Genomic DNA, 21,877 nt, shown 5'->3' with positions numbered 1-21,877 from the left:
GGAGCACCACCCGGCATGGCGCGACGCACGACCACCCCGCCTCCCACCGAGGACTTCGAGGAGAAGATCGTCGGCATCGACGTCGAGGAGGAGATGCAGAACGCCTTCCTCGAGTACTCCTACAGCGTCATCTACTCGCGGGCGCTGCCCGATGCTCGTGATGGCCTGAAGCCCGTCCAGCGCCGCATCCTCTACGGAGCCAACGAGCTCGGCCTGCGCCCCGACCGCGGCCATGTGAAGAGCCAGCGCGTCGTCGGCGAGGTGATGGGCAAGTACCACCCGCACGGCGACCAGGCGATCTACGACGCACTCGTGCGCATGGCCCAGCCGTTCACGCTGCGGCTGCCGCTCATCGACGGCCACGGCAACTTCGGCTCGCTCGACGACGGGCCTGCCGCGGCTCGCTACACCGAGGCCCGGATGGCCGACGCCGCCCTGCTCATGGTCGCCGGGCTCGACGAGGACACCGTCGACTTCGTCCCGAACTACGACGACACGCAGCTGCAGCCCGGCGTGCTGCCGGCCGCGTTCCCGAACCTCCTGGTCAACGGCGCCTCCGGCATCGCGGTGGGCATGGCCACCAACATGGCCCCCCACAACCTCGTCGAGGTGATCGGCGCGGCCCGGCACCTCATCGCGAACCCCACGTGCTCGCTCGAGGACCTCATGAAGTTCGTGCCGGGACCCGACCTGCCCTGCGGCGGGCGCATCGTCGGCCTCGAGGGCATCCGCGACGCATACCTCACCGGCCGGGGCAGCTTCCGCACCCGGGCCACGGCCCGCATCGAGGCGATCACCCCGCGCCGCAAGGGGATCGTCGTCACCGAGCTGCCCTACCTCGTCGGGCCCGAGAAGGTCATCGACAAGGTCAAGGACCTCGTCCAGAGCAAGCGTCTCCAGGGCATCGCCGACCTCAAGGACCTGTCTGACCGCAAGCACGGCCTGCGCCTCGTCATCGAGGTGAAGAACGGCTTCAACCCGGACGCGGTCCTCGAGCAGCTCTACAAGCTGACGCCGATGGAGGAGAACTTCGGCATCAACAACGTCGCGCTCGTCGACGGGCAGCCGCGCACCATGGGCCTCAAGGAGCTGCTCAAGGTCTACGTCGACTTCCGCACCGACGTCGTCCGCCGGCGCAGCGCCTTCCGGCTCGCCAAGAAGCAGGAGCGCCTCCACCTCGTCGAGGGCCTGCTCATCGCGATCCTTGACATCGACGAGGTCATCCAGGTCATCCGGTCCTCCGACGACGCGGCGGCGGCCAAGACCCGGCTCATCGACGTGTTCGACCTGTCGGACCCGCAGGCGACCTACATCCTCGACCTGCAGCTGCGGCGCCTGACCAGGTTCTCCCGGATCGAGCTGGAGAAGGAGAAGGAGGACCTCGAGCGCGGCATCGAGGAGCTGCGCGCGATCCTCGAGAACGAGAAGCTGCTCATGCGCCTCGTGTCCAACGAGCTCGCCGAGGTCGCCAAGAGCCACGGCACGCCGCGGCGCACCGTCCTGCTCGAGAGCTCCGGCGTGAGCGCGACCGCGTCCTCGTCGTCGCCGCTGGAGATCGCCGACGACCCGTGCTGGGTCCTGCTGTCGTCGACCGGCCTGCTGGCCCGCACCGGAAGCGCCGACCCCGTCCCGGCCGAGGGGTCTCGGTCGAAGCACGACGTGGTGGTCGGCGCGGTGGCGACGACGGCCCGCGGCGAGTTCGGCCTCGTCACCTCGGCCGGACGGATGTTCCGGCTGTCCGCGCTCGACCTGCCTACCCTTCCCCCGACGAACGGCGCACCCAGCCTCTCGGGCGGGGCCCCGCTGGCGGCATACGTCGACCTGCCCAAGGGCGAGGACCCGGTCACGATCCTGCCGATCGGGGCGGAGGCCCCGGTCATCGCGCTCGGCACCGCGACCGGTGTCGTCAAGCGCGTCACCCCCGAGGCACCCAAGAACGACGACTGGTCGGTCATCAGCCTGAAGGACGGCGACCGCGTCGTCGGGGCCGGTGTCGCCGCGGGCGAAGACCTCGACCTCGTGTTCGTCACCTCGGACGCCCAGCTGCTTCGATTCCCGGCGAAGTCCGTTCGGCCCCAAGGGCGTTCGGCGGGAGGCATGGCCGGGATCAAGCTCTCCGCCGGCGCCCGAGCTGCCTACTTCGGTGTCGTCGACCCCAGCCGAGACGGCATCGTCGTGACCGCGGCCGGGTCCTCGGGCGCACTGCCGGGCACCCAGGGTGGCTCGCTCAAGGTGACGCCGTATGCCGAGTACCCACCCAAGGGCCGCGCCACCGGCGGCGTGCGCTGCCACCGTTTCCTCAAGGGTGAGGACACGCTCGTCGTTGCGTTCGCGGGTAACGTGCCCGCCCGCGCCGCGGCCGCCAACGGCGTCGCGATCGACCTCCCCACGGCCGACGGCCGACGTGACGGCTCGGGCACCCCGACGACCTCGGTCATCGCCCAGGTGGCCGGCCCACCTGCTATCGAGCACTCAGCCGGGGCCTCTGAGGAGGCAGGGCAGTGACGCCGAAGGCGCCCACGCGGAGGGAGGCCACGAGGAGGGAGGCCACGCGGAAGGCGTCGGCGACCAAGGCCTCGTCGCCCAAGGCCTCGTCACCCAAGGCGGGAACGGCGTCCAAGGCATCCGGGCACCTGCCCGACGGCGAGGTCGGTGGTGGCCCCGTCGACCACGATGTGCACCCGTCGACCACCGGCTACGGCAGCCCCGCCGCCGATGCCTGCTCGGTGCTGTGGGACCACGACGGCACGAGCGCGTTCGGTACCGCCGCGCGGGCCCGGTTCTTCGTCATCCTCGAGCAGTCCGGGCCGTGGGGCCGGGACGCGGCTCGGGAGTCACACCTCGACCACGAGCTGGGTGGCGAGATCGACGCCCGCTCCGCCGCTGCGGGCGGGCGGTTCATGCTCATTCGACGGCCTGGCGGCCACCCCGACAACACAGGGCCGCGGCAGGTCTTTCTCGCCTATGCCGGCGGGGCTCCGGGCGACGCCTGGCTCCTCGGAGCACAGGTCACCGACATCGGAGGTCTCCTGGGCCTCGACTGGGGCGCTCTCGAGCGTGGGAGCCGGGCCCTGGCGCAGGCCTCCCTGCCCGGGGCGCAAGAAGCGGAGCCCACGCTTCTGGTCTGCACCAACGGGCGCCGCGACGTCTGCTGCGCCGTGCGTGGACGCCCACTCGCCGCCCACGCCGCACGTCTCGCGCCCGGCCGCGTGTGGGAGGTCTCGCACACGGGCGGTCACCGGTTCGCGCCGACGGCGGTGCTGCTGCCCTGGGGCCAGACCTATGCCCGCATCGACGACACCTCGGCGGAGTGGGTGCTCGGGGCCAGCCTGACGGGCCACACTCCGAAGGAGCTGCTCGGCACGGTTCACGACCGGGGCCGCTCCGGCCTCTCCGCACCCGCGCAGAGCGCCGAGTCCCACGTGCGAGCCCAGATCGGCGAGACCCATCTGCCCGCGGTGTGGGCCGACGAGCCGGTGCCCGCGGGCGACGGCTTCGACGTGAGCGTGCACCATGCCGACGGCCGTACCTGGGAGGTCCGCGTCGATCGCGTCCCGGCCGGAAGGACCCGGCCCGAGTCGTGCGGCAAGGCCGCGGTCGAGGTGCTCGAGCACCGGCCGACGATCACATTCGGCGCCTGAGCCAACCGCGCTTCACCAGGGCTTGGGGTAGGTGTCGGAGCCTCCATCGGGTGCCGTCCGATCATCGTTGCCCTGCTGCTGGTTGCGCTCGATCGTGTTCTGACGCTGCTGCTCCTGCAGGTAGTCCTGCTCCTCCTGGCTGGGTGTGTTGCCAGGGTCGGGAGTCGGCTGGGCCGGGTCGGCGGGGCCTGCCTGCGGGCCCTGCTCCTGCTGCTGGTCGGGCGCCGGGGTGTCGGAGTTCTTCTCCTGCATCCGCTGCTGCGCCTGCTGGAGCTGGTCTCCTGTCCGCTGGCCCTCGGGCAGGTCGCACAGCGGCGGACGCTCGCTCGTGATCTTGATGCCCTTGTCGTAGTACTGCCGCCACTCGTCGGTCCGCTCGCGTGCCTTCGCGGCGTCGCCGAGTGCCTCGTAGGTGAGGCCGAGGTTGACCCGGACCTTGCAGTCGTCGATCCCACCCTTGGGCACCTGTTCGAAGGCCTGCTCGAACCACGGCCGTGCGAGGTCGTAGTGCCCGGTCAGCAGGTGCGCGTCGCCGATGGCGAACGGCGAGCGGAACTGCTCGACGATGTTGACCCAGCCCTGCCGCTCGCCCCAGGTCATCGTCCCCGCCTTGTCGCCCTCCTGGTATGCCGCGAGCGTCTGGCTGTGCACGAGGTTGAGAGACAGCAGCTTGAGGGCGACGAGTACCGCGAGGACGACGACAGGCAGGGACGCCAGCAGCAGCCGTCGGCGTCGGCGCCGCATGCGGGGGGTCAGCGGCTGGCGCACTCGCTCGCCGGCCGCTGACCCGCGGCCGAACCGTGCTCGCCGGGACTGCCGCGGCTCGCCGGCCGAGGCAGGACGATCGTCGACAAGGGTCACCGCTGCGCCTCCCTTCTGCGGCGGGTCTGAACGAGGGCGGTCACGCTTGCGCCGACCTCCCACGCGGCGATGCCGGCGACACCGAGCAGAAGCGGCCAGTAGAGCTCGCGGCGGGAGAGCACCTTGTGCTTCTCGATCTCCTCGCTCGTGCCGAACCGCTCGAGGTCGACGCCGTCGACGGCCGGGCCGATGGAGTCTCCCGACTCACGGTGCACGTACGTCAGGCCGAGCTGGTCGGCGATCGCCCGCAGGGTGGGCTCGCTGATCACGGACCGGGCGTCCTCGCCGGTCGTCGGGTCCTTGATGTATGACGTGGTGGAGTCGAACCGGGACCGGGTCGCCTTCATCCGTCCGCCTTCTGTCGTGCCGTAGCCGAGCACCGCCCCGCCGTTGATGAGGCGCCGGTCGATGTCGAAGGGTGCCGGCGGGGCGGGTGCGGTGTTCTCGCCGTCCCCGAAGTAGTAGACGATACGTCCACGTTCCGGCTGTCGTGAGTCCGACTGCTGCAGAAGTGTTTTCAATCTGTCGTTCGCTTCGGTGACCGACGACCCGTGTGAGACCTCGGACGGCTCCGGCAGCAAGGTCTCGAGTGCGGCATCCAGCGCGGTCGTGTCGGTCGTGAGGGGCAGCCGCACGCGCGCCGCCTGGTCGAACGTGAGGACCGAGTAGCGAGCACCTGGCAGAGCGGTCGCGATGTCCGCGATGTCGCTCGCGACGCCGTCGAGGCGCGGCCGCTCGTCGCCGTAGTCCTCGGCGATGATGCTGCTCGTCGTGTCGACGACGAAGTACACGTTGAGGTTGGCCGCGGTGGTGTCCACCTCGTCGCCGGGCACAGCCGGCCTGAAGGCAGCCACGCCGAGCAGGATCACCGCCGCAGTGAGTCGCCAGTGCGTGGTCTTCGACTCTCCGGGGACGGTCCGGGACGTCGGGTTCCACCACACGGCGGCGAGACCACCGATGACGGCCACCACGAGCAGCGGCCAGGGTGCGATCGGGAGCACAGTCATGATGCCCACCGTCGGCTCGCGCCGATGACGCCGACCAGGCCGACTCCGGCGAGCAGGATGGGCCCGGTCGGGTTGTCTGAGTAGAGCGCCCGTGAGGCCGCGTCGATGAGGGTGGCCTCCTGCGACTGGACTGCCTCGACGATCCCGCGCACCGCCGAAGGGTCGCTCATCGGGTAGTAGTGACCGCCCGTCCCCGTGACGATCGAGCGCATCTGGGCGGCCTCCTGGTCTGCCCCGTCCTCTTCGGGGTTGAGACCGTAGACCCGCACGCCCTTGGCCTTGGCGAGCTCGCCCGCCTCGTCGACGTCGATGATCGGGCGCCCTGCGAGATGGTTGTCGGTGGCGAACACGACCGAGCGCGCCCGTCGGACGTCGACCTTGTCAAAGCTCGACACGCACGTCGCGAGCCCGTCGCCGATGAGCGAGGTGCCCCGTCCGTTGAAGGTGCCGGCGAAGAACGAGTCGTAGTCGGGGTCTCCGGCGAGAGCCTTCGCGGCCGTGTCCAGCTCGCCGTTGATGAAGTCGTAGTCGTCGGTGAGCGGAAAGACGGTCGCCGCCGAACTGTTGAAGATGATGAGGCCGATCCGCTCACCCTCGAAGCTCTGAACGAGGGACTTGAACGTCGCCACGACAGCCGCGTCGTACGCGGCCATCGACCCGGAGATGTCGAGACACATGATGATGTCGCGACTGCGGGTCTGAGGCTTGTCGACCGTCGTGTCGAACGGTCGAGCGGCGCCGACGAGCGCAGCGACGGCGAGCAGGGCGCCGCTGGCGGCGAGGACGACCATCCGGACCCGATGCAGGCGCAGGGCCCGGCGGTACTCGGGCAGGTCGGTCAGAGCGGTGGAGTTCGCAACGGCGGCGCCTTCGCGCACGGCCCGCCGCGACAGCCTTCGGAAGACCGCATACGCGAGCGCGGCGGCGAGGATGAGGCCGAGCGTGAGGGTCGCCGGCGACTTGAGGTCGAGACCGGTCAGCTCCATCGCGCGACCACCTGCTTCGCGACGGTGCCCGCGCCAAGGAGCGTGGCGGTCTCGTGTGGGCCGAACTCGCCGGGATACAAGGTGCCCACCACATCGGAGACGGGCTCGAGGCGCGCGCCACGGGCGTTCAGCTCGGTGAGCGTCATCGTCGGCGCGTGGATCCCCGAGACCTCCTCGACGAAGTGGCGCACCAGGACGCTGAGCTGCTGGTGAGCCCGGCGCTGGGTGATCTCACCGGCTGCTGCGCGGTCGAGCACCACGTCGATCTGACGGGTGTAGTCCGCGCGCAGGCGGGTCAGCCGGTCGGCCGTGATGCGGGGCGGGATGACGATGGTGCGCCTGCGGGTCGACCACCACACCCACGCGTACCACGCGGCCACGAGCCCGAGGATCCCGATCCCGATCCACAGCCACCTCGTGGCATAGGGATCGGGAGCGTAGAAGCCCGGTGGCGGGTCAGCGGCGAGCACGACGCTGCCTCTCCAGCAGGGCGAAGACGGTCGTCACGACGTCGTCGCTCGAGCCCAGCCGCGCGTGGTTGATCCCTCGCCGGTCCAGCAGCTCACTCGTGCGGCGGACGCGTGCGTCCACGGAAGCGGCATACGCGCGCCTCACCTTCGGGTCGAGGCGGACGAGCGTCGGGAGCGTGTACGTGTCGGCCACGTCGTATGCCGTCCGGTCGCCGCCGATCGCCGTCGGATCGGCGTCCTCCACGGTGATCCAGAGGATCTCGTGCTGGACATGCAGCCGGCGCAGCAGGTCGTCGAGCGCCGGGTCCAGCTCCTTGTCGTCGGCGACGACGAGGAGCACGAGCCGGCGCCGGACGTTGCGCACGATCCAGCGCAGCTGGGTGGCCAGGTTGCTCTGGTCGCCGTCGAGGCGGGTGGCCGAGTCGACCGCGCGCAAGAGCAGCTCGAGGTGCGCCTCCGTGCCGCGCATGTCGTGAGCGACGGTCGATGCTGCGGTGCCGCGGACGAGCCCGACGAGGTCACCGTGTCGCTGGGCGAGGTACCCGACGAGCCCGGCCGCGGCGATCGCCACGTCCTTCTTCGGTTCCCCGCTGCTCGTCGTAGCAGCCATCCCTCGACCGGTGTCGATGACGAGCATGAGGTTCTGCTTGCGCGTCGCGACGTACCGCTTGACGAGCGGCGCCTGGTGCCGTGCCGTGGCCTTCCAGTCGATGTCGCGCACCTCGTCGCCGGGCACGTAGGCGCGCAGGTCGTCGTAGTCGAGGCTGCGACCGTGGAAGACCGAGGAGTACTCCCCCTCGAGCAGGCTGCGAGACCGCCGCCGGGCGTGGACGAAGAGCTTGCTCTTCACCCTCGTCAGCAGCGTCGTCGGCATGGCTGTCTCCCCCGAGTCCCGGTCAGGGAGTACGGATGCCGTTCACCATGGCGTCGACAACGGTCTCGACGGCGATGTCGTCCGCGGCTGCTTCGAAACCGAGCGTGACACGGTGTCGCAGCACCCGGTGCGTCAGTGCCTTGATGTCGTCGGGGACCACGTGGTTGCGCCCGTCGATGAGCGCCCGAGCCCGGGCCGCGCTCGTGAACGCGATGCTCGCGCGGGGGCTCGCGCCGAAGTCGACGTAGGCCGCAAGACGCGGCTCGATGTAGTCACGCGGGTGGCGCGTGACGTAGCCGATCCCGACGACGTAGTTGACGATGGCCGGGTCGATGTAGACCCGGCCCACAAGTCCCTGCAGGCGCTTGACGTCGGGGATCGACACCACGGGCCTGGAAGCGTTGAGGAAGACACCGGAGTCGATGCGGCGCAGCACCTCGGCCTCCTCGGCCGGCGACGGGTAGTCGAGGACGTCTTTGAGCATGAAGCGGTCCATCTGGGCCTCGGGCAGCGGGTAGGTGCCCTCCTGCTCGATGGGGTTCTGCGTCGCAAGCACGAGGAACGGGTCGGGCAGGGCATAGCTGCGGTCGCCGATCGAGGTCTGTCGCTCCTGCATCGCCTCGAGCATCGCTGACTGGGTCTTGGCGCTGCTGCGGTTGATCTCGTCGAGCAGTACGAAGTTCGCGTGGACCGGCCCGAGCTGGGTCTCGAAGGTCCCAGAGTGCTGGTTGTAGACCTGGGTCCCGACGATGTCGCTCGGCAGCAGGTCGGGCGTGCACTGGATCCGGTGGAACCGGCCGCCGACGGCCTGGGCGATCGTCTGAGCCGCCGTCGTCTTGGCCAGGCCAGGCACGCTCTCGAGCAGGACGTGCCCGCCGGTCAGCAGCGCGACGAGCAGCGTCTCCTGGAGCCGCGACTGGCCGACCACCTTCGAAGCGAACGCGGTCGAGATCGCCTCGATGGTCTCCCCAGCCCAGTGCAGCTCGTCCGGCGTGAGGTACCGGGCAGCCGGAGGCGAGGAGGTGATGAGCGCTGGGGCGCCGGGTGAGCCCGTGCTGCCGTCGGGGTTCATGGTGCCGTCGGAGGTCATGGTGCCGTCGGAGGTCATGGTGCCGTCGGAGGTCATCGTGCCGTCGGAGCCCCACGCCGCCCCTGCGATGCCGGCCGCAGCCTCAGCGCCCGGACGCGCGCCCGCCGGCAGATCCACGGCGTAGCTGTCGTGGCCCGCTCGGAACGCGTCCGGCTGCTCGTCGGCGACCGACTCCTCCGCATTGACGTTGCCCACCATCGATTCCCCTTCTCGACGATTGCCGGCGGAGGGAGTCGCGCCGGCACCGACATCGTAAGCACGAGGGCTGTGCGACGCGGTGGTGTTCAGCCCTGAAGGGGCGCCCGGAAGGGCCCGGCAGACTCCCCGGGGACCCGGCTCCTCGGAGGCCGGGCCTGCGCCTCAGGCGTCGATCCGCTCACGGTCGACGTCGGCGGCGGACTCGATGATGAAGTCCTTGCGAGGGCCGACCTCGTTGCCCATGAGCAGGTCGAAGATCCGCTCGGCGGCCTCGAGGTCGCGCATCGTCACCTTGCGCAGGGTCCGATGACGCGGGTCCATGGTCGTGTCGGCGAGCTGGTCGGCGTCCATCTCACCGAGGCCCTTGTAGCGCTGCATCGGCTGTTTGATCCTCTTGCCGCTCTTCTCGAGCCGCGAGACGGTGCGCCGCATCTCGAGCTCGTTGTAGGTGTAGATGAGCTCGTTCTTCTTCGAGCCCTGGTTGATCACCTCGATGCGATGCAGCGGGGGCATGGCCGCATAGACGCGCCCGGCCTCGACGAGGGGGCGCATGTAGCGGAAGAACAGCGTGAGCAGCAGCGTGCGGATGTGGGCGCCGTCGACGTCGGCGTCGGTCATGATGATGACTTTGCCGTAGCGGGCGGCGTCGAGGTCGAACGTCCGGCCGGAGCCGGCGCCGATCACCTGGATGATCGAGGCACACTCGGCGTTCTTGAGCATGTCCGAGATCGTCGCCTTCTGGACGTTGAGGATCTTGCCCCGGATCGGCAGCAGCGCCTGGAACTCGGAGCTGCGGGCCTCCTTCGCGGTCCCCATGGCGGAGTCGCCCTCGACGATGAACAGCTCGGAGCGGTCGACGTCGGTGGTGCGGCAGTCCCGCAGCTTCGCCGGGAGCGAGGAGCTCTCCAGGGCGTTCTTGCGGCGCTGGGTCTCCTTGTGCAGACGCGCGCTGATGCGCGTCTTCATCTCGGAGACGACCTTCTCGAGCAGCCGGGTGGCCTGGTCCTTGTCGGCACGACGGGTCGATCCGAGGCGGGAGCCGAGCGCCTCCTCGACCACCCGCGCCACGATGGCGCGCACGGCGTTGGTCCCGAGGACCTCCTTGGTCTGGCCCTCGAACTGGGGCTCGGCGAGGCGCACGGTGACGACCGCGGTCATCCCCGCGAGGATGTCGTCCTTCTCCGGCTTGTCGCTGCCGACCTTGAGCCGCCGCGCATTGACCTCCAGCTGCCGCCGGAAGACCTTGAGCAGGGCCTGCTCGAAGCCGACGAGATGGGTGCCGCCCTTCGGCGTCGTGATGATGTTGACGAAGGACTGGACCTTCGTGTCATAGCCCTGGCCCCAGCGCAGCGCGACGTCGACCTCGCACTCGCGCTCCAGCTCGGTCGGCGTCATGTGGCCGTTGACATCGAGCACGGGCACGGTCTCGGTGAAGGTGCCCGATCCCTCGAGGCGCCAGACGTCGGTGATCGCGGCGTCCGGCGCGAGGAACTCGACGAAGTCGGTGATGCCGCCGTCGTGCTGGAAGACCTCCTCGACCGGCCCATCGGCGCTGGGCGTGCCAGGCAGGCCCCGTTCGTCGCGCAGGACGAGCCGCAGCCCAGGCACGAGGAAGGAGGTCTGCCTCGCCCGGTCGGCGATGGCGGGGTAGTCGAGCTCCGCGTCCTTGAGGAAGATCTGACGATCGGGCCAGAAGCGGATCCGCGACCCGGTCGCGCCACGCCGCGCCTTGCCGATGACCGGCAGAGCGCTCTTCTTCTCGTACGGCGTGAAGGACGACTCCGGCGAGTGTGGGCGACCTGCGGCGTCCGTGAACGTGCCTGGCTCGCCGCGGCGAAAGCTCATGCCGTAGGTCTTGCCCGCCCGCTCCACCTCGACGTCGAGGCGAGAGGACAGCGCGTTGACCACCGAGGCGCCGACCCCGTGAAGGCCACCGGTGGCGGCATACGACGCGCCACCGAACTTGCCGCCCGCGTGCAGCTTGGTGAAGACGACCTCGACCCCGGAGAGGCCCGTGCGGGGCTCGATGTCCACCGGGATGCCGCGTCCGTTGTCGCGCACCTCGATCGAGCCGTCGGCGCCCAAGATGACCGAGATGTCCGTGCAGACTCCGGCCAGGGCCTCGTCGACCGCGTTGTCGATGATCTCCCACAGGCAGTGCATGAGGCCGCGCTGGTCGGTGGACCCGATGTACATGCCCGGCCGCTTGCGGACCGCTTCGAGCCCTTCGAGGACCTGGAGGTGGCGAGCGGTGTAGTCGCCGTTGCCGGAGGGTGCGGGGCGGGAGGCGGAGGCCACGGTGAGTCGGTCTTCCTTCGTTCGGTGAGCAGTCCGTCGGCAGGTGTATGCCGGCCGGCACTGGCAGCCTAACGACCCGCGCCGACGGGGCCACGCAGGCTCGCGGTCCACCGGTCGAGACCGACCGCTCTGTCCCGGGGCCGCCCCGATGTGCGAGGTACTCGTGGACGGCTGACACGTAACGATCCGGGTGCGAGGAGCAGCAGCTGCCCGCAGCCTCGCCGCCGGGAAGGTTTCGACGTGATTCACTGTTGGAACGTCCGCGAGGTGCGGCCGGGCACGAAAAGCCCGCGTCGAGCGTCGTAGGTACGTGACAGGGTCCGTAGGACGGGACCCATGAGGAAGAGAAAGAAGGCGAGCACAGAGATGACGACAGCACTGGCACCCGAGTTGACGGCAGAAGACCGCTGCGACCGGTGTGGGGCCCAGGCGTACATCCGCGCCCGCCTCGTCACCGGCGGTGAGCTCCTCTTCTGCGCACACCACGGCCGTCAGCACATCCCGGCGCTCATGGACAAGGCGATCGACATCCACGACGAGTCCGAGCGGCTCAACGAGACGGCAACCTCGGCGTCCTTCGACGAGCGCTGATCCCTGGACCGTCCGAGACACTGATATCACCCGCCTCCCGCTGAGTCCCGTGCCTGCGAACCGTCGCGGAGTCGGGCCGGTCGGGGTCACCCCTGATCGAGGTGCCTTGTGATCACCGGCACCAACGTCCTGGTGTTCCTCGCGATGCTCGTGGGGACCGCGGGGATCGTGGTGCCGGTGCTGCCCGGGCTCATGCTGGTGTGGGCGGCCACCCTGGTGTGGGCGCTCGAGGTCCAAGGCACCACGGGCTGGCTGGTCTTCGGCACCGCCACAGCGCTGTATGCCGCTGCGATCGTCCTGCAGTACCTCCTGCCTGGGCGGCGGATGAAGAAGGCCGGGGTCGACTCCTGGGTCGTCGCGGTCGCGCTGGGCGTCGCGGTCGTCGGGTTCTTCGTGGTGCCTGTCGTCGGAGGACCACTGGCGTTCGTCCTGGCCATCTACCTGCTGGAGCTGGCCAAGCACCGCGAGCACACGGCGGCCTGGCGGGCCACGGGGCAGGCGATCCGCGCCGTCGGCCTCAACATGGGGATCGAGCTGCTCGCGGCCTTCGCCATCATGACGACGTGGGGCCTCGCGGTCTACCTCACCCGCCCCTGATCGAACTCTGAGCCGTCGCGCTCGGAGGCGTCGATCCCTGATGCGGCGGGCCTGCGTCCGAGCAGGTCGGCGGAGCGGCACCACTGCGCCAGCACGGGGGCGGGCCGCGCCCGCACAGCGCGACGACCGCCGGACATCGTCCGGCGGCCGTCGTCAAATGTCTGGGTTTGTCACCACTGGTCGCGGCGACGCTTCTCCCACCGCTCCTCGAGGCGCTCCATGAACGACGCCTGCTTCGATGGACCCGTCTTCGCTCCGCCGCTGCCGCTGCGGGGCTTGGGGTTGCCGTCGTTTCCCACTGCGGCCAACTTGGTCTTGGACGGCGTGATCGCGTAGACGATGCCGGCAACCATGATCGCGAAGCCGACCGCGCCGAGCCAGATGGCGCTGCTCATGGCGGAGAACACGACGAGTGCCAGGCCGGCCACGCCGGCCACGACGCCGGCCACTATGCGGCCTCGGCCCAGGACTCGCGAGTTCGACTTCTGGATCCGTGACGCGAACCGCGGATCCTCGGCGTAGAGGGCTTCCTCCATCTGCTGGAGCAGGGCTTCCTCGTGTTCCGAGAGTGCCACTCGGCACCTCCCTGTGCGATCTCGACTGTTTCGCAATCGTATGTCGAACCAGCCGACACGTGTTGCTTTCCTTCAGGATAAGTCGCGTTGCCCGCGATGGGAACCTGAGGGGAGGTCAGGTCGGTCACGCTGGTTCCGTCGGCGGGTCCTTGCGGTCCCCGGCCGGCCGGTCGACCGCCCGCCGGGCCTCGCCGCGGCGGGTCCAGGGGTCGGTCCGGCGCTGCGCCGGTGGGCTCGACCTGCGGCGCGCCTCGCGAGGGTCGGGGTCATCGGGACGGGCGGGCTGGTCGGGCAGCAGGCTCGCGGGGCGCACCGAGCCGGCACCGAACCGCGCTCCGGCGCGGTCGACCGCCCGGTCCGCCTCCCGCCATCCGTGCTCCGGCTCGTCGAGGCGCGCCTGGATCGGGGCCGCCGCCGTCGGGACCAGGCCTTCGAGCCGCACCCCGACGAGCCGGATGCGCGCCCGCTGCAGACCCAGCCGGTCGTAGAGCTCTCGCGCCGTGGCGAAGATGTCCCTCGACACGTCCGTGTGGTGGCGCAGCGTCTTGGCCCGGGTGATGGTCGTGAAGTCGGCGAAACGGACCTTGATCGACACGGTCCGCCCGGTCATCCCGGCTGCGCGTGCGCGCGCCGCCGTCCGGTCGGCGAGCCGGAGCAGCTCCCGGTGAATCCGGAGGGGGTCGTCGATGTCATGCGAGAAGGTCTCGTCGGCGCCGATCGACTTCTCTCGCCGCTCGGGGACCACGGTGCGCGGGTCACGACCCCAGGCGAGGTCGTGCAGGCTGCGGCCCGCGACGTCACCGAGGGCTCGTTGCAAGGTCTCCACGGGGGTGTGTGCGAGGTCGGCCACCGTGCGCAGGCCGAGGCGGTGCAGCTGCTCCTCGGTCTTGTCGCCGACTCCCCAGATGGCACCGACCGGCAGCTGGTGCAGGAACGAGACAACCTCGTCGCGGGGCACGACGATCAGGCCATCGGGCTTGGCGAGGTTGGAGGCCAGCTTCGCGACGAACTTGGTCGAGGCCACGCCGACCGAGCAGGTGATGCCCTGCTCGTCGGCGATCGTGTCGCGCAGCTGCTCGGCGATGGCCGTCGGGCGACCGAGGCGGCGCACGGCCCCGGACACGTCGAGGAAGGCCTCGTCGAGGGACAGCGGCTCGACGTTGTCGGTGATCGAGGCGAACGTGGCCATGACGGCGTCGGAGATCGCCGAGTAGCGCCGATGGTCGGGCTCGATGATGACCGCCTGCGGACAGAGCCGTTGCGCGCGTGCCATGGGCATGGCGGAGGTGACTCCGAAGGCCCGGGCCTCATAGGTCGCCGACAGCACGACGGACCGACCGCTCGCCCCGCCGATGATCACCGGCTTGCCTTTGAGGTCGGGCCGGGAGATGAGTGACGCCGACGCGTAGAAGGCGTCCATGTCGACATGCAGGACGGTGCACCCGGTGTCGTCGGGCGGCTCCGCGTCGTTACGGGTCGGCGCCGCGAACTGTCGGCGACTCACCGTGCACCCTCGCGGCGACACCCGCCAGTCGTCGGTGACCCGATGTGACCGGGGAGGCAAGGGCGCGACGGCGCTGGCAGTGCCGGCCGGACGGCATTCCGGCGCGGCACAGCCGGCGGGACCTCAGCCGCGGCGAGCGACGACGTGCAAGGCATAGCCGAGCGTCCGGAGGAACTCCCGGCCGGGGCCGGTGACGAGCAGGTCGTCGAGCTCGGCGAGCGCCGCGCGGTCGGAGTCGGAGTCGATGTGGGACGCCGGGACGAGATGCCCCAGGATGTCGGTGCCGCGGACCTGGACCTCGGTGAAGCCGGCCTCGGCGAGGAGCGCCTCGAGCTCGTCGACGTCGAACCGGCGCGGCAGGGGGTCGGTGCTGCCCCAGCGGCCCGATGGGTCGACGAGCGCGGACCGGGCCTGCGCGAACTCTCCGGCGATGGCCTTGGCGAACACGACCGCGAGACGTCCGGCCACGAGGAGCGAGAGCACCCCGCCCGGCCGCAGCGCGGCGCCGATCGCGCGCAGGGTGGCTGCCGGGTCGTCGACGAACTCGAGGGTGCCGTGGCAGCAAGCCAGGTCGACCTGGCTACCGGCAAGGACCGTGCTGAGCGAGTCGCCGTCGCCCTGCACCCCGCTGACCTGGTCGACGATGCCGGCTTCGCGAGCCCGTCGAGCCAGCGCAGCGAGGGCATCGGGGCTCGGGTCGACGACGGTGACCCGGTGGCCGGCTTCGGCGAGCGGGACCGCGACACCGCCCGTCCCGCCACCCAGGTCGAGAACCTCGATCGGGCGGCCGAGGCGCTCGGAGCACTCCGCGGCAAGCCGGGCCACGGCCGAGACGACAGCAGAGGGCCGGACCCCACCACGTCGCTGGGGGCGGTGCTCGTCGGGCACGGGATCCTCCGTCTGCTGGGTCGCGCGAACCGGCCTGCGTGCCGGGTTGCGTGCCGGTTTGTCTGCCGGACGGCCGTCGCATCGGCCCCGCGCCCGCGGTGGCGCTGGGTGTGCTGGCGGGCCGGATGGCCGATCAGGTGGTCAGCCTGCTTGCCGGTCACATGGTCGGCCGCGCTGCCGGTCACATGGTCGGTCGAGTGGTCGGTGGTGGGGCGGTTCGTGTGCAGGTTCACCCTAGTGCCCCGCGCTGCCGGGACTCGCATGCCAGAGCTTGCGTGGCGGCTCGTCGACGGCGTCGGCGGGGACCAGCCCCGACGTGCCGCGGGCACCGCGGACCTCTTCGCCCGCCGGCCTGATGTCGGCGTACGGCGACTGCTTGAACCCCGACGCGTGGACCAGCACCCTGCGCCCATCGCGGGTCTCGCCCACCCCGCGGGGCGCCTCGCCCGGACCGCTGAGGGCCGCCGCCCGTTCCCACGCGGTCCGGTCGGCCGCGTCGAGCGCATCCCGGACGGCGCCGATCCCCCCGGTCGTCCAGGCGTCCTGAAGCGCGCTGAGCTCCCACGCCCCGGTGGCCCGGATCGACAGGCCCTTCGGGCCGGTGCGACGGACCAGACCGCGGCACAGCAGCAGCCACGAGTGGAAGACGGTGGCGGCATACGGCCCCTGGACATCCTCGAAGAAGGTCAGGTCGACCGGTCCGGTCGCATCGTCGAGGGTGAGGAACACCACCCGGCGACCCGAGCGCACCGGTGGCGTCTGGGTGGCCACCTTGACGCCGGCGACCCAGACCTCCCGGCCGCTGCGCCCGGTCAGCAGGTCCCTGGCGCGGGTGATGCCGAGCGCGTCGAGCATCGGGGCGTAGAAGTCGACGACGTGCCCGCTCGCGTCGAGCCCGAGCACCTCGAGCTCGGCCCGGACCCGCTCCGGACCGGTCATCTCGGGCAGTCCGCTCGTCGCCGAGAGCCGTGGGGCGTCGCCGAGGTCGAGGGCCATCTGGGTGGGCATCTGGTCGGGGACGCTCGCGGGCGCTTGTGACTGGGCGGCCGCCAGCGCTCTGATGTCGCCGTCGGCGGACACCGACGTCACCCGCCGCCGCGACCGGTCCGCGGCGGAGACCGCGCGACTGGACCGCTGGGAGGCCGACCACCGGTCGAGCTCGGCGACGTGCAGCAGCAGGTCGCGGCGGGTCACCTTCCCGCGGCGACCCAGCCCGCTGCGCGCGCGCCGGACCGTTGCCCGGCCGCTGCCCTCGTCGAGGCGGGACGGCCCGCCGAGGTCGATGGCGTGGATCGTGTCGAAGGCACCGGCCAGCACGAGCCGCTCGGCCACCGGACGCGAGACGTGGGCGCGCTGCCAGAAGTCCGAGAGGCTGGTGTAGGGCTGACCGGCGACGACGTGGGCGACCTCGACCCCGCTGATGCCGTTCACGTCGGCGAGCGACAGCCGGATCGCCTCCCGGCCGTCCTCGGTGCGCTCGAACCGGTAGGTGCCGGTCGACGCGTTGACGTCGAGGCCGAGGATCTCGATGCCGAACGCACGTGCGTCGTCGAGAATGAGGCGTTTGGGGTACATGCCTGGGTCGTGGGTGAGCACCCCGGCGAGGAAGGCGGCCGGATGGTGCGCCTTGAGCCAGGCGGACTGGTAGGTCGGCAGGGCGAAGGCCGCTGCATGCGCCTTGCAGAAGCCGAAGGACGCGAACGCCTTGAGCACCTCCCAGATCTTGTCCGCGACGTCGGGGTCGTAGCCCCGCGCCGTTGCGGCCGGCCGCCACCAGCTCTCGACCGAGGCCTGCCCGTCGGTCGTGCCGAGCGCCCGCCGCACCTCGTCGGCCTGGGCCAGGGTCAACCCGGTCGTCTCGGCGACGATCATGAGCACCTGCTCGTGGAAGACGACGACCCCCTCGGTCTGCTCGAGCGCCGGGATGAGCGTCGGGTGGAGGTAGGACGGGTCCTTCCAGCCCTGTCGGGCGTTGAGGAACGGGATGATCATGTCGCTCTTGACCGGCCCGGGGCGAAAGAGCGAGATGTCGATGATGAGATCGTCGAAGCTCTGTGGCCCGAACTTGCCGATGAGCTCACGCTGCCCTGGGCTCTCGATCTGGAAGCAGCCGAGCGTCCGGGTCGACCGGACCAGCTCGAAGGTGGCCTCGTCGTCGAACGGCACCTGACCCTCGTCGTCGAGGTCGACCCGGAGGCCGTCGACCCGCTCGATCTCGTCGACGGCGTGCGCCATCGCCGACTGCATCCGGATGCCGAGGACGTCGAGCTTGAGCAGCCCCAGCTCCTCCACGTCGTCCTTGTCGAACTGGCTCATCGGAAAACCGAGCCAGCTCGCCTCGACCGGGGTGCGGTCGAGGAGTCCGGAGTCCGACAGGACCACGCCGCACGGGTGTAGCGCGATGTGCCGCGGCAGGCCGTCGAGCCGCTCGACGATGTCGAACATCAGCTGCAGGCGTGGCACGTCGAGCCCGCTCGCCCGCAGCTCGGGCAGCTCGGCGAGCGCGAAGCGGACGTTGCGCGCCGCGATGTGCGGGAACGCCTTGGCCATCGCGTCGACCTCGGGTGGAGGCAGGCCGAGCGCGGCCCCGGCGTCGCGGATCGCATGTCGCACTCGATAGGTGTCCATCATCGACACGCACGTGACCCGCTCCCCGCCGAAGTGCTCGAGCACCCGCTCGTAGATCTCGGTGCGGCGGGCCGACTCGACGTCGATGTCGATGTCGGGCAGCTCGGCCCGCAGGGGCGAGCAGAACCGCTCCATGAGCAGGCCGTGCCGCATGGGGTCGACGCCGGAGATGCTGAGCAGGTAGTTGACGAGCGAGCCGGCGCCCGAGCCGCGCGCTGCGACGCGAACCCCCATCTCGCGGATGAGGTCGCAGACCTGCGCCACGGTGAGGAAGTACGTCGCGTAACCGAGGGAGTCGATGACGGCGAGCTCGTCCTCGAGCCGGTCGCTCACGGCGGCGAGCTCGCTCTCGGAGCGCCCCGGGTAGCGGGCTGCGATCGACTCACGGCACCGACGCGCGAGGACCTGCTGCGGGTTGACCCCGGCCCGGATCCCGAGGACGCCTGGCTCTGGCAGGTGCACCGAGCCGATGCCGAGGTCGGCCCGCGGATCCTGGATGCACTCGGTGGCGAGCGTCGTCGTGCGGGCGATGAGCGCACGGGCCTGCTCGCGCGCGAGGGCGCCGCCACCGACCAGGCCAGGACCGGAGACCTGGACGACATCGAGCGCCAAGGCGTGCATGAGCGGCGTCGGCGACAGGTGGCCCGCCGTCGTGACGCGGTCGAGGTGGCGCTCGTCGAGCGCCACGAGCCGACGAGCGGCGTCGAGCACGTCGACGATGGCGGCGTCCTGCGGGTCGGCGTGGCGGACAGCAGCGGTGATGACGCTCGGCACCCCGACCTCCCGCGCCAGGGCAAGCATCCGGCCCGCCTGGCCGAGGCTGCCGGGCAGGTGCTCAGGGCCTCCGTGGCAGACCACCTCGACGACGACGCCGCCGTGTGGCAGGAGCGCCACCCAGCGCTCGAGCGCCGCCTTGGCGCGGCCGTGCCGCTTGGCGAGCACTTCGCGGCCGACGTCGGAGTCGGGCCCGAGCAGGACGACCAGCCGCGGGACTCGGGTCGACTCCTCGCACGCCATGGCCGCCGGGCCGGTATGCCGGACGGCGGGGTCCCCGGGCCCAGGTGGCGCTCCGGCGTGGTCGGCGACGACGCGCGCTGTCGTGACGGGGGTGCCTCGCTCGCCGCGCAGATGGGTCGCCGTAACGAGCCGGCAGAGGGCAGCCCATCCCTCCCCCGGGGACAGGCCGGTGCCGGCGCTCCCTCGCGCGAGCACCGTGACCCGGGGCAGCCGCGGGTCGACGAGGGCACCGCCCCGCACCGGGGTCCGGACCGCCTTTGCCCGGCGCTCCGGCGCATCTGCGCCGAGCGCGAGGTCGACGCCCAGGATCGGGGCGACCCCGTGGTCCATGCACGACCGGACGAACTTCACTGCGCCATAGAGTCCGTCGCGGTCCGTCAGCGCAAGGGCGGGCTGACCCCACGAGGCGGCCCGCTCGACGAGCTCATGCGGCTTGGCCGTGCCGTAGCGCATCGAGTAGCCCGACGCGACGTGCAGGTGCACGAAGGTCTCGATCGGCGCACGGTGCGCTGTGCCGGTGCTGCGGCCGGTCGCGTCCGTCGCACTGCTGGTCGCGCCGGCCGCGCCGATCGTGCTGGTGGCGTCCGTCGTGCTGGTCGTACCGGTTGTCGTCGCTGTGCTGGTGGTGCTCGTCATGCCACTGGTCACGCTCCGCTCGCCCGGCTCCTCGACACGGGGGTGATCGACTGTGGCAGCGGGATGGTCAGTGGCACCCCGAGGAGGTCCTGGACGATCTCGAGGAACATCTCGGCCTGGCGCAGCAGGTCGTCGGCCTCCCGGACCGAGATGTGGCCGCCACGGTCGATGACCGAGCGGTGGGCCGAGCAGGCCGCGAAGAATGCTGCCCACTCCCCCAGCTCAGGTGCGACCCCGGGCAGCACCTGCCAGACACTGCGTGGTCGCGACCGCGGCGTCGGCGCAGTGCGGGCTGCGACGACCGCGGCCGCGGCCCGCAGCGCACCGAGATGCGCGTCGCGGTACCGCTCGGACGCGTCGGAGGTGCGGCACGCGGCCTCGAGGGTCGTGCGGGCTCGCTCGAGCAGGTCGAGCACGGCGACCGAGATCGGCGGTCTGCGTAGCGGGGCGGTGGTCACGATCGGCTCCTTTCTCGTCACGGATGGCTCGTCAGTCACGCGGTCAGTCGGCGATGCGGACGAGCGACCACCGGTCGCTCGGGTCGTGGCCAGCCGCCTCGTCATGGGCCAGGTCGTAGACGCCGGGTGCGAACGACCACCCGGGGCTCGCCTCGACCCGCCAGATGTGCTGCTCGCTCGCGGCCGCGGCGAGCGTCTGGCCCGGGCGTACGTGCTCCTCCTCGGCCTCGAGGGCATCGCGCCACCAGGCCCGCCGCTCCCGCCAGTGGGCGAGCACGTCGCGGACGACATAGAGGCGGCCGCGCCAGATGAACGCGGCGGGGACCGCGCCCGAGTGCAGCTTCACCGGCACCTCGCTCGGCACGTCCGGGGTGCCGGCCGGGGCGGTGGGTGCCTCATCGGGCACCTCCCCCTGCACCCCGACCGGCACGCTCTCGAGCCGTCTGACCGGCACGTTCCGCTGCACTCCCACCGGCACCTCGGCCGGCACTGCGACCTGCACCTCGGCAGGCACTGCGACCTGCACCTCGGCCGGCACTGCGACCTGGACCTTGACCCTCACGGGATCGCTGAACCTGCGCACCACGACACGTCTCCCTCGGACACGTCGAGGCCGGACATCACGACCCAGGCCGCTCGCGCCCCACACGAGCAACCCGACACCAACCGACGACTGAGCTGACTGAAATACTGGTTGGACAGATCTCTGACTCGAACATCTGTTTCGAACATGTGTTCGATATGCACAGCGTAGCCCCCGGCGCCGACACCGTGTCAAGCGAGTCCGACGAGTCGGCTGAACGCCGACGCTACGGTGTCGCTCATGGTCCAGATCGACGCCCCGACGCCGCAGAACCCGTCCGCCGTGCTCGACCATCCGTCGGTCCGACGGGTCCGCACCGCCTTGACGGATGCCGGCGTCACGGGCGAGGTCGTGGTCCTCGACGGCGCAGCTCGGACGGCGGCCCAGGCAGCCGAGGCACTCGGCACCTCGGTGTCGGCGATCGCGAACTCCCTCGTGTTCCTGGCGACCCGCTCCGACGGGTCGCGGATCCCCCTGCTCGTGCTCACATCCGGAGGCCATCGCGTCGACACCGGCCACCTCGCGGCCGAGCAGGGCTTCACGTCGGTTGGCAGAGCGGACCCTGAGTTCGTCAGAGCCACAACGGGATTCGCGATCGGAGGCGTCGCGCCTGTCGCCCATACGACCCCGGTGACGACGCTGGTCGACGCTGCACTCGCCCAGCAGGCTGTCGTGTGGGCGGCCGCTGGTCACCCGCACACCGTGTTTCCGACGTCACATGACGAGCTCGTCCGGATCACCGGCGGACGCTCGGTCTCGGTCCGCCCGCCGGGCTGACCCGCCCTCCCACACGCCACATCGCCGCCCATCCAAGCCTGCGCTCACACGGGTCAGGGCACCCGCATGTCGGGTCGGCGGACCCCGGCCATCGCCCACGTGAGTAGGAGTGCTCAGGCGTCACACCCGCACCACCCGGCAGAGTCTGTCGTGCGGGCCCGGTCCGCGAACGGAGGGTTGCAGGGGTGCCGTCCGCTC

18 protein-coding genes are annotated in these 21,877 nt (G+C 71.0%); 5 read left to right on the top strand and 13 right to left on the bottom strand.

Annotated elements, in window-relative coordinates:
- Window positions 1–15 precede the first annotated feature (15 nt).
- The gene (locus ACYVLP_RS02430; protein ID WP_460625740.1) at window positions 16–2,505 is read left to right on the top strand and encodes a DNA gyrase/topoisomerase IV subunit A; all 2,490 of its coding nucleotides are present in this window, start codon (window positions 16–18) and stop codon (window positions 2,503–2,505) included.
- A complete protein-coding gene (locus ACYVLP_RS02425; RefSeq protein ID WP_460625739.1) occupies window positions 2,502–3,641 on the top strand; it encodes a sucrase ferredoxin in 1,140 nt (379 codons plus the stop codon). Before ACYVLP_RS02430 ends, ACYVLP_RS02425 begins: the two co-directional genes overlap by 4 nt.
- A 12-nt stretch (window positions 3,642–3,653) precedes the next feature.
- On the opposite strand, the gene ACYVLP_RS02420 is transcribed toward ACYVLP_RS02425, so the two are convergent.
- From ACYVLP_RS02420 to ACYVLP_RS02390, 7 genes are all read right to left on the bottom strand, one after another.
- Window positions 3,654–4,502, bottom strand: a complete 849-nt coding sequence (locus ACYVLP_RS02420; protein ID WP_460625738.1) for a hypothetical protein — start codon at window positions 4,500–4,502, stop codon at window positions 3,654–3,656.
- The gene (locus tag ACYVLP_RS02415; protein ID WP_460625737.1) at window positions 4,499–5,509 is read right to left on the bottom strand and encodes a VWA domain-containing protein; all 1,011 of its coding nucleotides are present in this window, start codon (window positions 5,507–5,509) and stop codon (window positions 4,499–4,501) included. Before ACYVLP_RS02415 ends, ACYVLP_RS02420 begins: the two co-directional genes overlap by 4 nt.
- Window positions 5,506–6,495: a vWA domain-containing protein gene (locus tag ACYVLP_RS02410; protein ID WP_460625736.1), complete on the bottom strand. Its 990-nt coding sequence runs from the start codon at window positions 6,493–6,495 to the stop codon at window positions 5,506–5,508. The genes ACYVLP_RS02415 and ACYVLP_RS02410 overlap by 4 nt, the downstream gene beginning before the upstream one ends.
- The gene (locus ACYVLP_RS02405) at window positions 6,486–6,965 is read right to left on the bottom strand and encodes a hypothetical protein (protein ID WP_460625735.1); all 480 of its coding nucleotides are present in this window, start codon (window positions 6,963–6,965) and stop codon (window positions 6,486–6,488) included. Before ACYVLP_RS02405 ends, ACYVLP_RS02410 begins: the two co-directional genes overlap by 10 nt.
- Window positions 6,952–7,839, bottom strand: a complete 888-nt coding sequence (locus tag ACYVLP_RS02400) for a DUF58 domain-containing protein (RefSeq protein ID WP_460625734.1) — start codon at window positions 7,837–7,839, stop codon at window positions 6,952–6,954. Before ACYVLP_RS02400 ends, ACYVLP_RS02405 begins: the two co-directional genes overlap by 14 nt.
- Window positions 7,840–7,861: 22 nt before the next feature.
- Complete coding sequence (locus ACYVLP_RS02395; RefSeq protein ID WP_460625925.1) at window positions 7,862–8,911, bottom strand: AAA family ATPase; 1,050 nt, start codon at window positions 8,909–8,911, stop codon at window positions 7,862–7,864.
- A 378-nt stretch (window positions 8,912–9,289) separates the two neighbouring features.
- The gene (locus ACYVLP_RS02390; protein WP_460625733.1) at window positions 9,290–11,425 is read right to left on the bottom strand and encodes a DNA gyrase/topoisomerase IV subunit B; all 2,136 of its coding nucleotides are present in this window, start codon (window positions 11,423–11,425) and stop codon (window positions 9,290–9,292) included.
- A 366-nt stretch (window positions 11,426–11,791) separates the two neighbouring features.
- Between ACYVLP_RS02390 and ACYVLP_RS02385 the strand changes: the two genes are divergently transcribed.
- Window positions 11,792–12,016, top strand: coding sequence for a DUF7455 domain-containing protein (locus ACYVLP_RS02385; protein WP_460625924.1), 225 nt, complete (start codon window positions 11,792–11,794; stop codon window positions 12,014–12,016).
- A gap of 108 nt (window positions 12,017–12,124) precedes the next feature.
- Complete coding sequence (locus ACYVLP_RS02380) at window positions 12,125–12,613, top strand: DUF456 domain-containing protein (RefSeq protein WP_460625732.1); 489 nt, start codon at window positions 12,125–12,127, stop codon at window positions 12,611–12,613.
- 170 nt (window positions 12,614–12,783) lie between these two features.
- Here ACYVLP_RS02380 and ACYVLP_RS02375 read toward each other — a convergent pair whose 3' ends face one another.
- The 6 genes from ACYVLP_RS02375 to ACYVLP_RS02350 all read right to left on the bottom strand — a co-directional run bounded on the left by ACYVLP_RS02375 (window position 12,784) and on the right by ACYVLP_RS02350 (window position 20,905).
- A complete protein-coding gene (locus ACYVLP_RS02375) occupies window positions 12,784–13,188 on the bottom strand; it encodes a DUF3040 domain-containing protein (protein WP_452267805.1) in 405 nt (134 codons plus the stop codon).
- Between the two features lie 124 nt (window positions 13,189–13,312).
- Entirely contained in the window at window positions 13,313–14,692 is a 1,380-nt protein-coding gene (gene dinB, locus ACYVLP_RS02370) for a DNA polymerase IV (RefSeq protein ID WP_460625731.1), read from the bottom strand.
- Between the two features lie 123 nt (window positions 14,693–14,815).
- Window positions 14,816–15,580 carry a class I SAM-dependent methyltransferase gene (locus ACYVLP_RS02365; RefSeq protein ID WP_460625730.1) on the bottom strand — a complete coding sequence of 255 codons (765 nt, stop codon included), beginning with the start codon at window positions 15,578–15,580 and terminating at the stop codon, window positions 14,816–14,818.
- A gap of 234 nt (window positions 15,581–15,814) precedes the next feature.
- On the bottom strand, window positions 15,815–19,861 hold the full coding sequence (locus tag ACYVLP_RS02360; protein WP_460625729.1) for a DNA polymerase III subunit alpha: 4,047 nt from the start codon (window positions 19,859–19,861) through the stop codon (window positions 15,815–15,817).
- Window positions 19,862–19,869: 8 nt separating this feature from the next.
- Window positions 19,870–20,319 (bottom strand): SAV_6107 family HEPN domain-containing protein, encoded by a 450-nt coding sequence (locus ACYVLP_RS02355; RefSeq protein ID WP_460625728.1) that lies wholly within the window; start codon window positions 20,317–20,319, stop codon window positions 19,870–19,872.
- A gap of 43 nt (window positions 20,320–20,362) precedes the next feature.
- Window positions 20,363–20,905 carry a DUF6504 family protein gene (locus ACYVLP_RS02350; protein WP_460625727.1) on the bottom strand — a complete coding sequence of 181 codons (543 nt, stop codon included), beginning with the start codon at window positions 20,903–20,905 and terminating at the stop codon, window positions 20,363–20,365.
- A 237-nt stretch (window positions 20,906–21,142) separates the two neighbouring features.
- On the opposite strand from ACYVLP_RS02350, the gene ACYVLP_RS02345 reads away from it, so the two are divergent.
- Window positions 21,143–21,679, top strand: a complete 537-nt coding sequence (locus ACYVLP_RS02345; RefSeq protein WP_460625726.1) for a YbaK/EbsC family protein — start codon at window positions 21,143–21,145, stop codon at window positions 21,677–21,679.
- Window positions 21,680–21,877: the final 198 nt, after the last annotated feature.

This window comes from Intrasporangium mesophilum, from assembly GCF_054783095.1.
The sequence above is the reverse complement of the archived record's forward strand: the minus strand, read 5'-3'. Positions and strand labels throughout refer to the sequence as shown.